Origin of the sequence: Nonomuraea corallina (assembly GCF_027620315.1) — a bacterium.
Lineage (GTDB): Bacteria > Actinomycetota > Actinomycetes > Streptosporangiales > Streptosporangiaceae > Nonomuraea > Nonomuraea corallina.
The window spans coordinates 1-13,521 of record NZ_JAPNNL010000195.1 but is presented as its reverse complement, the minus strand read 5'-3'; the positions used below and the strand labels follow the sequence as shown (position 1 = coordinate 13,521).

The following is a 13,521-nucleotide window of genomic DNA, read 5'->3' as shown; positions in this document are numbered from 1 at the left end:
GCACCGCCACCCCGGCCACCCCGGACCCGTCACCCCCCGCGTCATCGCCCCCGAACCCCTCAGCCCCGGCCGCGTGGGTCTTGGAGTTCGGTGTGACCCCGGATTCGGCTTCCGCGGGGCCGTTGGCATCGCGCCCGTGCCGTCCGGTACGGCGGCGTTTCCCGCCACGGGCCCGCATCCCGCCGGCCCGACTGGACCAGGTCCCGCCGGTGCCTGAGGTCCCGCCGGAACCCGGCGTCTCGCTGGAGTCCGAAGTACGGGCGGAGCCTGGCGTCTCGGCGGGGCCCGTCGCCTCGCCGGAGCGAGAGGACGGGGCCGCGTCCGAGAAGAGGCCGGCGGTGGAGAAGAGGTTCCCGGCCGTGGAGAGGTCGGAGACCGTGGCCCGCCCGGCGACCGGAGAAGGACCCGACGCTGAGGCGCTCCCCGAGTCCGAGGCGGAACCCGAGGAGGAAACCCGACCCGGGTCGGGAGCCTGCGGGGCGACGCGGGTGAAGGCCGGCAGGCGGCGGGTGGCCAGGTAGGCCGAGGCGCCCGCCAGCGGCACCGTACCGAGCAGGAGCACCGACACCACCGCCCACGTCTGCCCGAACGCGAGCGTGGACAGCCCCGCCACCACCGCCACGTAAGGCGGCGCCCACCCCGAGGAGCCGTCGGTGTAGAACGCCCAGAGGTCCGCCGCGTCCCCGGTCACCGGGACGAGCGCGCCGCCGCCGAGCCGGCCGCCGCCCAGCAGCGACCGCTCGGCCACCAGCGTGACCAGGGTGAGCGCCAGCACCAGCAGCACTCCAGGCCGGCCGAGGAAGCGTTTGACGGCGCCGCGGTCCTCGGGGAGTTCCTCCTGGTCCTGGGTGCCGTCGGCGGGAGCGGCGTGGTGGTGCCGGCCCGCGGACTCGACCGGCCGGTCGCCGTTCAGGAAGCCGCGCCCCATGTCGACCAGCCGCCGCAGCCCCGCGCCTCGGGGGGTGAGCAGCGGCCTGACCCGCGCGAACCCCTTCTTGCGCCCCGCCCGCCGGGCCCGCCGGGCGCGCAGCAGCCGCAGCGGGTGGACCAGGATCGACCCGAGCGCGACCAGTTCGTCCAGCGCGTTGGCGGGCTGCTTGCCCACCAGGAACAGCAGCGTACGGACGAGCGAGCCGACCAGGTTCCTGGCCAGGGCCCACAGCATGATGCGGAACGGCAGGTTCGCCATGATGACGAAGATCGCGTTGCGCCGGTCGAGGCGGCGCGGGTGGTCGCCGCTGACGGTGATGCGCCGCCGCCTGCGGGCCGCCGCCTCGGCGTGCCAGGCGACGGCGTCCGTGACGACGAGCACCCGGTGGCCGGCGTTGCGCACCCGCCAGCACAGGTCGAGGTCGTCGCGGAAGAGCGGGAAGAACGGGTCGAGGCCGCCGGCCGCCTCCCACACGTCGCGGCGGATCAGCATCCCGGCGGTGGACACCGACAGCGCCTCGCGGGTGCCGTCGTGCTGCCCCTGGTCGAACTCGTGCGGCTCCAGCCCGGTGTCCCTGCGCCCGGTGAGCCCGACGGTCACGCCGATCTCCAGCAGCCGCCGGCGGTCGAGCCAGTCGCGCAGTTTGGGGCCCAGCACGGTGGCCTTGCGGTCCTGGTCGGCGGCGTGCAGCAGCGCTTCCAGCGCGCGCCGGTCGGGGGCGCAGTCGTCGTGCAGCAGCCAGATCCACTCGTTGTCGCCGGTGGCGGGCGCGGCGCTGAGCGCGTCCGCCACGGCCTCGCCGAAGGAGGCGGAACGGGGCAGCGCGCGGACGTTGCCGGGGCCGAGCGCCTGGGTGAGCAGCTCGGCCGAGCCGTCGCGGCTGCCGTTGTCGACGCCGATCACGCGGTCCGGGCGCCGGCTCTGCCCGAGCAGGCCGCGCAGGGTCTCCCCGAGCCAGCGCGCTCCGTCGTGCGAGACGACGACCACGGTGACGTAGGGACGAGTCATCGGGCTCCAAGGGGCGGATGATCAGGCGCGCTCACCCTACCGGTCGAACCGGGTCACCCACGTGAAAAAGGGGTCACACGGGAACCCCGCATGACCCCTTCACCCATATATCACTAAACGGCCTGGCGCTTGATCCTTCTGCGCTCCCGTTCGGACAGCCCACCCCAGATGCCGAAGCGTTCGTCGTGTTCGAGCGCGTATTCCAAGCACTCGGCACGCACCTCGCACGACCGGCACACCTTCTTGGCTTCTCTGGTGGAGCCGCCCTTTTCCGGGAAGAACGCCTCTGGATCAGTCTGCGCGCACAGGGCGCGCTCCTGCCAGCCCAGCTCTTCAGCGTCAAGCTGATCCTGTGCGATGACCAGATCGGTCACTGCACACCTCCCTGCCGCCCGCCCGCAATGGAGCCCCCCATGGAACGCCTTCCTTATTACCCACCCACAGGAAGGCGTAACAACATGGTTGTAATTACACGCGTGTGCCCTACGCGACGTCAAGCGGCATGCCGGTATCCGGGGAAAGACCTGGTCTCGCCCCGGTCCAGCGTCGCGTGTGCGGTTCACGCCCGGTTCACGCCGTTCTGCCGTACGGCGTGGGCGGGGGTGTTCAACGCTGCCAGCGGTCGGAACCGTATCAGGGCGGGATAGAGCTCCGCCCTTCAGCCACCTCTTCTTAAGCAGTACTTTGCGGACCCCTTACTTGCGCGGCTCGTTCGGCGTGTAGATGGCCGTCGGGTCGATGGGGTCGTCCCCCCGGTAGCTGTTCGGGTCGAGCCTGACCGTCGAGTCCGGCGGCTGCTCACCGCTCCAGCCGCCGCTGGGCGCCTGGTGGGTGGGCTGATAGGTCGGGGGCTCGTACGGGTTCTGCTGGGGGGCCTGGTGCTGACCGTGCTGGGGCTGGGGCTGGGGCTGCTGCGGGTGGCCGAGCGGGTCCTCGTACGGCCTGGGCCGGCTGGAGTAGTCCGGCACCCGCAGGTCAGGCTGGGTGCCGATGCCCGACTGGTACGTCTCGGCCTGCTGGTAGGCGTCGAGCAGCTGCTGCGAGCGCGGGTCCACCGGCGCGTCGGGCTCCTGGGCCGCGCCGTACTCGCGGCCGGAGTACCCGGTGAACGGCTGACCGCCCTGGGACTGCTGGTCGAACGCCGGCGCCTGGTCGTAGTACGGCTGCTGCCCGGCCTGCTCGGTCTGGGGGTAGGAGACGCTGGGCGCGGTCTCACTCGAGGAGTAGGACTGGCCGAACCCGCCGCCCGCGCCCGCCTGGGCCTGGCTGTCCGGCTGCTGCCCGTACGAGCCGTACACGTCGGGCCGGCTGTCGCCGGAGGCGTAGGACTGGGGCTGGGCGAAGACGTCCGGCCGGCTGTCGGCCGGGGCGTACGGGTTCGACGCGGCGTGCACGTTCGGCTGACTGTCCGCCGGGGCGTACGGGCTGGGCTGGGCGAAGACGTCCGGCCGGCTGTCGGCCGGGGCGTACGGGTTCGACGCGGCCTGGACGTTCGGCTGACTGTCGGCCGGGGCGTAGGGGTTGGACGCGCCGTGGACGTTCGGCTGGCTGTCGGCGGGGACGTACGGGGCGGGCTCGTACTCCTGCGGCTTGAACCCCGCGTCCGGTGAGGTGTCACCGGAGTGGTAGGCGGGCTGCTGGGCGGCGTACGGGTCCTGGGCGGGCGGCGCGTACTGCGCCTGGGCGGGCTGCTGCGCGTACGGGTCCTGGGCCTGACCGGACGGCGCGTACTGCTCCTGAGGAGGCGGCGCGTAGGGGTCCTGCGCCGGCGGGGCGTACTGCGCCTGCGCGGGTTCCTGCGCGTACGGGTCCTGAGCCTGACCGGACGGCGCGTACTGCTCCTGCCCTGGCGAAGTCGGCGCGTACGAGCCCTGAGCGGGCGGCGCGTACGAGCCCTGAGCGGGCGGCGCGTACGAGCTCTGCGCGGGCTGGGCGTACGGGTCCTGAACGGGCGGGGCGTACGGGTCCTGAACGGGCGGGGCGTACGAACCCTGCGCGGGCTGGGCGTACGGGTCCTGCGCGGGCGTGTACGGGTCCTGGGCCGGGGTGGGGGCCGCGTAGCCGCCCTGGGCGGGGGCGTACTGCTCCTGGGCGGGCGGGGCCGCCGGGTCCTGGGCGGCGGGCGGCGCGTAGGGGTCCTGGGCCGGGGGCTGCTGGGGGAAGCCCTGGTCGTAGGCCTGCTGCTCCTGGCCCTGCTCGCGGTCCACCGGGGCGGCCGGGAGCGCGGCGATGGGCTGCTGGGAGGCGGGCTGCGGCGGGTAGGCGTCCTGCCCCTGCTGCGCGTACCCGGGGACGCCCTGGGACGGCGGCTGCGGGGCGTACTCCTGCGACGGGGGCTGGGAGGAGTAACCGGGCTGAGCCTGGGACGGGGGCTGCGGCGCGTACCCGGGGGCGGGCTGCCCGAAGCCGGGCTGCGGGCCGTGGCCCGGCTGGGGAGGCTGACCGTACCCCTGCTGGCCGTATCCCTGCTGGGGCGGGAAGCCCTGCGGGTAGCCCTGGGCGGCGGGCCGGCGCTGGGGCAGCACCTGGGGCAGCAGATAGACCAGGGCGATGGCGGTCAGCGCCAGGGTGGGCGCGCCGCCGAGCACGAACTCCACCGTGGAGCGCGCGCCCAGGTCCGCGAACAGGCCGAGCAGCAGCGACAGCGCCCCGAACAGGGTGGCCAGCGCCAGGAAGGCCGCCGACGCGTACGTCACGATCTTCGCCTTGGGCGAGGGCGGGCCGACCTTGGTGAGCAGGAGCACCGCCCCGAGCAGCAGCGCGGTCACGACAGGGCTTGTCAGGCCGCCGACGTACGCGGCCGCGCGCTCGGTGATCGAGCCGTCGCCCGAGCCGATCAGGATCCGCCCCAGCGTGAGCAGGATGTCGAGACCGCCGGCCGCCAGCATGATCCAGGCGGCCGGCTCTCTCAGCCGGGTTACGTCAAGTTTGTTCACAATTACCCCTATCAGACCCTTTAGCCCGAAGGGAGTTTGCCATATCGTCACAGAACCCGCTCCGATCACAGGTCCCGCGTTGGTCTCAATACGCGCCCCGGCCACCGGCATGCGGGGCACCGGAGCAGGGCGGAAACGGCACGATGGAAGACTGGCCGCATGCACATCGTGTCCCTGGCGGGCGGCATCGGCGGCGCCCGGTTCCTGCGCGGGCTGCGCGCCACCGCCCCCGACGACCAGATCACCGTGATCGGCAACACCGGTGACGACATCACGCTGTTCGGCCTGCGGGTCTGCCCCGACCTCGACACCGTCATGTACACCCTGGGCGGCGGCATCGACGAGGAACAGGGCTGGGGGCGGGCCGGCGAGACCCACGCGGTCAAGGAGGAACTGGCCGCGTACGGGGTCGAACCGCAGTGGTTCGGCCTGGGCGACCGCGACTTCGCCACCCACATCGTCCGCTCCCAGATGCTGGAGGCCGGCTACCCGCTCTCCCAGATCACCCAGGCGCTCTGCGCCCGCTGGCAGCCGGGGGTCCGCCTCCTGCCGATGACCGACGACCGGTGCGAGACGCACGTCATCATCTCCGACGAGAACGGCAGGCGCGCCGTGCACTTCCAGGAATGGTGGGTGCGGTTGCGGGCCTCGGTCCCGGCGGAGTCGTTCGCGCTGGTCGGCGTCGACGCGGCCAAGCCCGCGCCGGGCGTCCTGGAGGCGATCGCCGACGCGGACGTGGTGATCCTGCCGCCGTCCAACCCCGTGGTCAGCATCGGGACGATCCTCCAGGTTCCCGGCATCCGCGAGGCGCTGACGGCGAAGACCGTGGTGGGCGTCTCCCCCATCATCGGCGGCGCCCCGGTGCGCGGCATGGCCGACGCCTGCCTGACCGCGATCGGGGTGGAGACCAGCGCCCAGGCGGTGCTGGAGCTGTACGGCGCCGGCCTGCTCGACGGCTGGCTGGTGGCGCCTGAGGACGCGGGGGTGGCCCTGGAGGGCGTCCGGGTGGCGGCCCGGCCCCTGCTCATGACCGACCAGGACGCGGCGGCCGCCATCGCCCGCGCCGCCCTCGACCTCGCGCAGGAGCTCTCCCGATGACCGCTGACCCCACCCACACCGCCGCCGAGCGCCTGGAGGTGTTCGGCGTGCCGGGTCTCGGCGAGGTGCGCCCCGGCGACGACCTGGCCGCCCTGCTGGCCGGCGCGGACGTGCGCGACGGCGACATCGTCGTGGTCACGTCCAAGATCGTGAGCAAGGCCGAGGGCCGCGTCCGCGAGGCTCCCGACCGGGCCAAGGCCATCGAGGACGAGACCGAACGGGTGGTCGCCCGGCGCGGCGACACCGTGATCACGCAGACCCGCCACGGCTTCGTCATGGCCGCCGCCGGGGTCGACGCGTCCAACACCGCCCCCGGCACCGTCCTGCTGCTCCCCGAGGACCCCGACGCCTCGGCGCGGCGGATCAGGGCCGGGCTGGGCCGCCGCGTCGGCGTCATCGTCTCCGACACCTTCGGCCGGCCATGGCGTCACGGGCTGACGGACGTGGCCATCGGCGCGGCCGGGGTGGTCCCGCTGGCCGACTTCAGGGGCGGCGCCGACACCCACGGCAACCCGCTCAGCGCCACCGTGACGGCCCTGGCCGACGAGATCGCCGCCGCCGCCGAGCTGGTCAAGGGCAAGCTCGACGGGGTCCCGGTGGCGATCGTGCGCGGGCTGTCCCACCTGGTGACCGAGGACGACGGCCCCGGGGTCCGGCCGCTGCTGCGGCCCGCCGACGAGGACCTGTTCCGGTACGGGTCGCGCGACGTGGTGTTCGCCCGCCGGACCATCAGGGAGTTCGCCGACCGGCCGGTCGATCCGCAGGCGGTGCGGCGGGCCGTGGCGGCGGGCATCGCGGCGCCGGCCCCGCACCACACGACGCCGTGGCGGTTCGTGCTGGTGGAGTCCGCCGCGACCCGGGTGCGGCTGCTCGACGCCATGCGCGAGGCGTGGATCGCCGACCTGCGCGGCGACGGGTTCACCGAGGAGTCGATCGCCAAGCGGGTCAGGCGCGGCGACGTGCTGCGCGACGCCCCCTACCTGGTGGTGCCGTGCCTGGTCATGGAGGGCTCGCACACGTACCGCGACGAGCGGCGCAACGCGGCTGAGCGGGAGATGTTCGTGGTGGCTACGGGCGCGGGGGTGCAGAACTTCCTGGTCCAGCTCGCCGTCGAGGGGCTGGGCTCGGCATGGGTGTCGTCGACCATGTTCTGCCGTCCGGTGGTGCGGGAGGTGCTGGAGCTGCCGGAGGCGTGGGATCCGATGGGGTGCGTCGCGGTCGGCCACGCCGCTGCTCCCCCGCGCGACCGGCCGCCGCGGGAGGCCGCGGACTTCATCCTGACCCGGTAGCCGGCGCCCTGTTGACCGGACCTTCTCAGGAAAAGTCACGAACCAGTTCACTGTTAGGAAACTTTCCTTTACATTTGGGCCAACCCCCAAGGTAAAGGAGCCCTCGATGCGAAGGTTGCTCACGGTCCTGTCGGTGGCGGCGACCGCCGCCGTCACCACGGTCGTCTCCGCCAGCCCCGCCCTGGCCCACGGGTACGTCAACTCGCCGCCCAGCCGGCAGGCGCACTGCGCCCAGGGCCGGGTCTCCGGCTGCGGCGACATCGTCTACGAGCCGCAGAGCGTGGAAGGCACCAAGGGCCAGCGCAACTGCCACGGCGGGGTCGGCAGGTTCGCCCAGCTCAGCGACGAGTCCAAGCCCTGGCCCGCGACCTCGGTCGGCAGCACCGTCAACTTCACCTGGACGCTCACCGCCCGCCACGCCACCAGCACCTGGGAGTACTACATCGGCGCCAACCGCGTCGCCGTGTTCAACGACGGCGGTCGGCAGCCCGCCGCCCAGGTCAACCACACCGTGAACCTGTCGGGCTACAGCGGCAGGCAGAAGGTGCTGGCCATCTGGAACGTCGCCGACACCCCCATGGCCTTCTACGCCTGCATCGACCTGCAGATCGGCGGCGGCGGCAACCCGAGCCCCACCCCGACCCCCACGCCCACCCGCACCCCGACCCCGACCCCGACCCCGACGGTCACCCCCGCCTCGAACCCGGGCGGCACCTGGAAGGCCGGCACGGCCTACGCGGTCGGCTCCACCGTGACCTACGGCGGCGCCACCTACCGCTGCATCCAGGCCCACACGGCGCTCACCGGCTGGGAGCCGCCGAACGTGCCCGCTCTCTGGCAGCGCCTCTGACCCGCAGGGGGCGCCCCACCGGGCGCCCCCTCCTCACGCACCGGGCCTCACGCGCCCGGCCTCACGCCCCCTGCTTGCAGGTGGGGCGGCACAGGCGGCGGGCCAGGGCCGCCAGGAACACGTCGATGATCTCCTCCGGCTGCTGGGCCACGTGCAGCGAGCCGTTGGTGGCCTCGGTGATGGCCGTCAGCCCTTCGCGGTCCACGCCGTCGCCGAAGGCGATGACGATGATCTGCACCGGCCGGTCCGGGTCCCATTCGTCGCGCAGCCGCTCCACCAGGGCCGGCATCTTGATGCCGCGGCCGTCGTCCTTCCCCGCCGTGATCACCAGGAGCGAGTTGTTCATCTCCTCGCGGTACTCGGCGCCGACCTTGCGGAAGCCGCGCAGGATCGAGTCGTACAGCGAGCTGTCCCGTTCCGGGTGGGCCCGCATGGTGGCGGTGAGCCGGTTCAGCTCGCCGCGCCGGACCACCTGGCCCGACTCCGGCTCGTTGATCGGCCCCAGGCCGACCCGCTCGCGGTAGTCCTGGAGGCCGCCGACGCGGTGCGCGAACTCCCACAGCCCCATGCGCGTGGACTCGGGGAAGAGCTGGAGCCCGATCCTGGCCGCCTCCAGCGCGACGCCGGCCTTGGTGGTGGCGCCGCCCTTCAGCTTCTGCGCCATGTGCTTGGAGGTGTCGGTCAGCACGAGGATGTTCGTCGGCGGGGCGAGCCTGCTCCAGGCCCGCAGCGCCTCGTCGATGTCCTCCGGCGACACCGACGGCCGCACCCTGGGCGTCGTGCTCGGGAGCTCCGGGCCGGGTGAGATCGGCCCCTGCGTGCCGTCCCCCGACCGGAACCCGGCCCGGCGCACGATCTCCTGGCCCTCCGCGCCGCCCAGCCAGCCGGCGAACGCCTCGGACGCCTCGGCCACGTCGGGGTCGGTGGCGGTGACCACGTACGGGTAGTCGAGCTCGATCGTGCCCTCGCGTGGGTGCAGCGCCACCACCGGGTCGTCCGACGGGGCGCGGTTGTGCGTCCACACCGACTGCTCGGGCACGATCACGACCGGCCGCTCCCAGAAGGTGCGGTCGTCCACCGCGGCCAGCATGCTGCGGTAGTCGGGCGCGGAACCGGCCTGCGCCCACCGGACGAACGCGGTCAGCGCCTTGTCCGCGTCGGGCCCCGTGCCGACCACGTCGCGGGCGGCGGCGACGGTGGCGATGCCGGCGCCCGCCAGCGACGGGTCGGGCACCCGGACGACGTCCGGCTCGTTCTCCGTGGGCGCGAGCCGGCCGCGGACGGTGGCCGGGAACACCATCCGCCAGTTCATCTCCGTCTTGCCGACCGCGAACCGCTCGGCCAGGGACGAGCGGGTGGCGAACACCAGCGGGGAGGTGGCCACCACCGTCTCGCCGCCCGGCAGCGCGCCGGCGCCCTGGTTGCGCGCCAGCCGGATCCAGGCCGACGAGTCGGCCACCCACCCGTCGGGCCGATCGCGCAGCACGCCCACCCGGTCGCCGATGAGCGTGCGTAACACCGTGGCCGGCGGCTGCTCCGTGACCTGGACGAGCACGCACCGGCCGCCGGCGGTGGCCTTGGTCTCGTTGAACCGCCCGGCCGCCTCCATGACGGCCGGCGCCACGTCCACCGCGGCCGCCACGCTGACCAGAACCGGCTCTCGCGTGGCGCACAGGGCCGCACCGCCGCCGAACACCACGACGACCGCCGCCGCGACCACGGCCACGACGGTCGTGCCGGCCAGCATTCCGCGCCGCAGCGCCCTGGCCCGTCTCTGCTGGGGAGACAGCGCGGCGCGATGTCGGCCCAAACGCACGGTGAACCTCTCTCCGAAGGGGGTTGCCGATTCTCCCAGCGCCTCCCGGTGCGGACGCAAGTCTAACTAGAACTCGTTATATCCAGGCGAGCGGCATATCTAAGCGAGCGGCATATCTAAGCGGGCGCCATATCGAAGCGGGCGGCATATCTAGGCGAGCGGCAGCACCCTGCGCACGCTCTGGCACACGCCGTCACTGGCGGCCGAGGCCGCCAGCCGCTCCTCCGTTGGCGTGCCGTACTCGGTGGTGCGCTGACGGACCGGCCGCCCGGTGACCTCCGCCATGGCCCGCAGCTCGCTGATGGTCTTGTACGAGCCGTTCTCCGAGCCGGCCATCCGGCTGATCGTCTCCTCCATGAGGGTGCCTCCCAGGTCGTTCACGCCGCCTTGGAGCACCTGGCGGCACAGGTCGTCCTGGAGCTTGACCCAGGAGCACTGGATGTTGCGGATCGCGCCGTGCAGCAGGATCCTGGCCAGCGCGTGTACGGCGCGGTTCTCCCGCGCGGTGGGCCCCGGCCTGGCCACGCCCGCCAGATAGATGGGCGCGCTGGTGTGCACGAACGGCAGCAGCACGAACTCGGAGAAGCCGCCGGTCTCCTCCTGCAGCCGCCTGATCAGCTTGATGTGCCGCACCCAGTGCAGGTGGTTGTCCACGTGCCCGTACATCATCGTGGCCGTGGTCGGCAGGCCCACCCGGTGGGCGGTGGTGACGACCTCGATCCACTCGGCGGCGGGCAGCTTGCCCTTGGTGAGCACCCAGCGCACGTCGTCGTCGAGGATCTCGGCGGCCGTCCCCGGCAGCGAGTCGACCCCGGCCTCGCGGGCCCCGCGCAGCCACTCCTCGATGGACAGGTTCGCCCGGCTGGCGCCGTTGATGACCTCCATCGGCGAGAACGCGTGCACGTGCATGCCGGGCGTGCGCGCCTTGACCGCCCTGGCGATGTCGAAGTACGCGGTCCCGGGCAGGTCCGGGTGGATGCCGCCCTGCATGCACACCTCGGTGGCGCCCGCCTGCCACGCCTCCTCCGCCCGGTCGGCCACCTGCTCCAGGCTGAGCGTGTACGCGTCGGCGTCCGTCCGGCGCTGGGCGAAGGCGCAGAACCGGCAGCCGGTGTAGCAGACGTTGGTGAAGTTGATGTTCCTGTTGACCACGTACGTCACGTCGTCGCCGGCCGCCTCGCGGCGCAGGTCGTCGGCGATCCCGGCCAGTTCCTCCAGCGCCCGGCCGTCGGCGGACAGCAGCGCCACCGCCTCGTCGTCGGTGAGCCCCGCGGGGTCGCTCGCGGCCCTGCTCAGCGCCTTCCTGATCTCCGCGGGCGTCCCGGCGCCCCCGGTCGCGGCGGGGAGGCGGTCGCGCAGGGCCTCCCAGTCGCCGTACACGTGGTCGAAGTCGTCCCGCCGGTCGTGGGTGCGGCCCGTGGTGTCCACCTCGACGTGCAGGTCCACCCGCCCGCCCGGGGCGAAGCCGCCGTCGGGCTCCTGCCAGGGCAGCCCTTCGGGGAGGGCGCCCTCCCTGGCCAGCCCGGTCTCCGGCTCCACCAGCGCGGCGACGTGCGCCGTCAGCCGCGGGTCCAGCCACGGCTCGCCCGCCTGGACGTACTCGGGGTAGATCGTCAGCCTCTCCCTGAGCCGGAACCCCGACTCGGCGGTACGGGCCGCCAGCTCGTCGATCTGCGGCCACGGCCGCTCCGGGTTCACGTGGTCCGGGGTCAGCGGCGACACGCCGCCCCAGTCGTCGATCCCGGCCCTGATCATGAGCGCGTACTCGGCGTCGACCAGGTTCGGCGGCGCCTGCACGCGCGCCTTCGGCCCGAGCACGAGCCGGGTCACGGCGATGGTGGCGGCCAGCTCCTCCAGGTCGGCGTCCGGCAGGCCGCGCATCGCCGTGTCCGGCTTGGCGCGGAAGTTCTGCACGATCACTTCCTGGATGCCGCCGTACTCGCGGGCCACCCGCCGGATCGCGAAGATCGACTCGGCCCGGTCCTCGACCGTCTCCCCGAGGCCGATGAGGATGCCGGTGGTGAACGGCACGTTGCTGCGCCCCGCGTCCTCCAGCACCCGCAGCCGCACCGCCGGGTCCTTGTCCGGCGACCCGTAGTGGGGCTGCCCCTTCTCCTCGAACAGGCGGCGCGAGGTGGTCTCCAGCATCATGCCCATGGACGGCGCCACCGGCTTGAGCCGCTGCAGGTCACGCCAGCCCAGCACGCCCGGGTTGAGGTGCGGCAGCAGCCCGGTCTCCTCCAGCACCCTGATCGCCATCGCGCGCACGTACGACAGCGTGTCGTCGTAGCCGTGCGCGTCCAGCCACTCGCGGGCCTGGTGCCAGCGGTCCTCGGGCCGGTCGCCCAGCGTGAACAGCGCCTCCTTGCAGCCCAGCGCGGCGCCCTGCCTGGCGATCTCCAGCACCTCGTCGGGAGAAAGGAACGGCGACGGCAGCTTGTGCGGGGCGGTGGCGAACGTGCAGTAGCCGCAGCGGTCCCGGCACAACCTGGTCAGCGGGATGAACACCTTCCGGCTGTAGGTGATGATCCCGGCGCGGCCGACGGCCTCCAGTCCCGCGTCCCGCACCCGGGAGGCGTGCCCCAGCAGGGTGTCGAGGTGCTCGCCGCGCGCGTGCAGCAGCACGGTCGCCTCGGTGCGGTCGAGCGCCTTGCCGTCACGGGCGCGGGCGAGGGCGCGGCGCATGGCCGAATCACTGACAACGGTCATAGCGGCACACTACGTCGGCCTGGGTTCCCGCATCGCACTCAGGGGCGGCTAAAAGGCGCGGTAGTCCCGGGGCGCCATCCGGGGGCCGCGGGCGGGCAGCCGCCGGCCGGTGAGCGTGATGAACAGGCCGGCCCGGTGGCGATGGCCCCGGTACGGCTCCAGCAGGCGCAGCATGCCCGGGTCGTCGGTCTTCTCGCCGGTCAGCGCGTACCCCACGATCTTGGCCAGGTGGTAGTCGCCGACGCTGATCGCGTCGGGGTCGCCGAAGACCCGCTGGCGCACCTCGGCCGACGTCCACACCCCGACGCCCGGCAGCGCCCGCAGCAGCCGGTCGAGCTCCTCGCTGGTGGCGGCCGCCTCCAGCTTGGCGGCGTGCCAGGCGGCGGTGGCGATCGTCCTGGCGCGCACCGTCTCCGCGCCCGAGCGGTGCCAGTGCCAGACCGGGATCTCCCGCCACGCCGACGGCTCCGGCACCACCCGCATGCCCTCGGGGGCCGGCCCGGGAGCGGGCTCCCCGTAGCGGTGCAGCAGCCAGCGCCACGCCCGCCAGGCCTCCTGGCCGACGACCTTCTGCTCCAGCACCGCCGGCACCAGGGCCTCCATCACCCGGCCCGTCCTGCCGATCCGCAGCCCGGCGTGCCGGCGCACCGCCTCGCGCAGGATCTCGTGCCTGACCTCGAACCCGGAGAAGTCGTCCTCGGCGCCGAGGAGCGCCGGCAGGCCGTCGAGCATCCACCCGGCTCCCGGCCCCCAGGCCTGGCCGCGCACCCGCCCGCCCGTCACCGACACCCGCAGCGTCGCGGGCCCGGCGGGGGTGCGGCAGGTGCGCCAGATCGCGCCGTCGGGCGTCCGCCGCCAGGCCGGGTCGCCGCCGCCCCGGCGGT

Annotated in this window: 9 protein-coding genes; 3 read left to right on the top strand and 6 right to left on the bottom strand. The window is 73.5% G+C overall.

Translation table 11 applies throughout. The annotated features are described in order from the left end of the window. The 3 genes from OUY22_RS31740 to OUY22_RS31730 all read right to left on the bottom strand — a co-directional run. The coding region (locus tag OUY22_RS31740) for a glycosyltransferase family 2 protein (protein WP_270158935.1) at positions 1-1,939 on the bottom strand (1,939 nt) is incomplete at its 3' end. 113 nt (positions 1,940-2,052) lie between these two features. Beyond that, complete coding sequence (locus OUY22_RS31735; protein WP_049564653.1) at positions 2,053-2,313, bottom strand: WhiB family transcriptional regulator; 261 nt, start codon at positions 2,311-2,313, stop codon at positions 2,053-2,055. A gap of 321 nt (positions 2,314-2,634) precedes the next feature. Beyond that, positions 2,635-4,875 carry a hypothetical protein gene (locus OUY22_RS31730; RefSeq protein WP_270158934.1) on the bottom strand — a complete coding sequence of 747 codons (2,241 nt, stop codon included), beginning with the start codon at positions 4,873-4,875 and terminating at the stop codon, positions 2,635-2,637. Positions 4,876-5,034: 159 nt separating this feature from the next. Here OUY22_RS31730 and cofD point away from each other — a divergent pair, with 159 nt between their 5' ends. The 3 genes from cofD (at position 5,035) to OUY22_RS31715 (ending at position 8,112) form a co-directional block, all read left to right on the top strand. Continuing rightward, positions 5,035-5,973 (top strand): 2-phospho-L-lactate transferase, encoded by a 939-nt coding sequence (gene cofD / locus OUY22_RS31725; protein WP_270158933.1) that lies wholly within the window; start codon positions 5,035-5,037, stop codon positions 5,971-5,973. Further along, positions 5,970-7,262, top strand: coding sequence for a coenzyme F420-0:L-glutamate ligase (locus OUY22_RS31720; protein ID WP_270158932.1), 1,293 nt, complete (start codon positions 5,970-5,972; stop codon positions 7,260-7,262). The genes cofD and OUY22_RS31720 overlap by 4 nt, the downstream gene beginning before the upstream one ends. Positions 7,263-7,368: 106 nt before the next feature. Beyond that, positions 7,369-8,112, top strand: a complete 744-nt coding sequence (locus OUY22_RS31715) for a lytic polysaccharide monooxygenase (protein ID WP_270158931.1) — start codon at positions 7,369-7,371, stop codon at positions 8,110-8,112. 61 nt (positions 8,113-8,173) lie between these two features. Here OUY22_RS31715 and OUY22_RS31710 read toward each other — a convergent pair whose 3' ends face one another. From OUY22_RS31710 to OUY22_RS31700, 3 genes are all read right to left on the bottom strand, one after another. Continuing rightward, the gene (locus OUY22_RS31710) at positions 8,174-9,928 is read right to left on the bottom strand and encodes a substrate-binding and VWA domain-containing protein (protein ID WP_270158930.1); all 1,755 of its coding nucleotides are present in this window, start codon (positions 9,926-9,928) and stop codon (positions 8,174-8,176) included. A gap of 150 nt (positions 9,929-10,078) precedes the next feature. Continuing rightward, positions 10,079-12,613: a bifunctional FO biosynthesis protein CofGH gene (locus OUY22_RS31705; RefSeq protein WP_408638232.1), complete on the bottom strand. Its 2,535-nt coding sequence runs from the start codon at positions 12,611-12,613 to the stop codon at positions 10,079-10,081. Positions 12,614-12,685: 72 nt separating this feature from the next. Further along, a partial coding sequence (locus OUY22_RS31700) for a DNA-3-methyladenine glycosylase family protein (RefSeq protein WP_270158928.1) occupies positions 12,686-13,521 on the bottom strand: 836 nt, incomplete at its 5' end.

What these genes read in the sequence shown, in the direction of transcription:
- cofD (WP_270158933.1), top strand. Translation starts at nt 5,035, where the DNA reads ATGCACATCGTGTCCCTGGCGGGCGGCATCGGCGGCGCCCGGTTCCTG.
- OUY22_RS31715 (WP_270158931.1), top strand. Translation starts at nt 7,369, where the DNA reads ATGCGAAGGTTGCTCACGGTCCTGTCGGTGGCGGCGACCGCCGCCGTC.
- OUY22_RS31705 (WP_408638232.1), bottom strand. Translation starts at nt 12,613, where the DNA reads ATGCGCCGCGCCCTCGCCCGCGCCCGTGACGGCAAGGCGCTCGACCGC.
- OUY22_RS31720 (WP_270158932.1), top strand. Translation starts at nt 5,970, where the DNA reads ATGACCGCTGACCCCACCCACACCGCCGCCGAGCGCCTGGAGGTGTTC.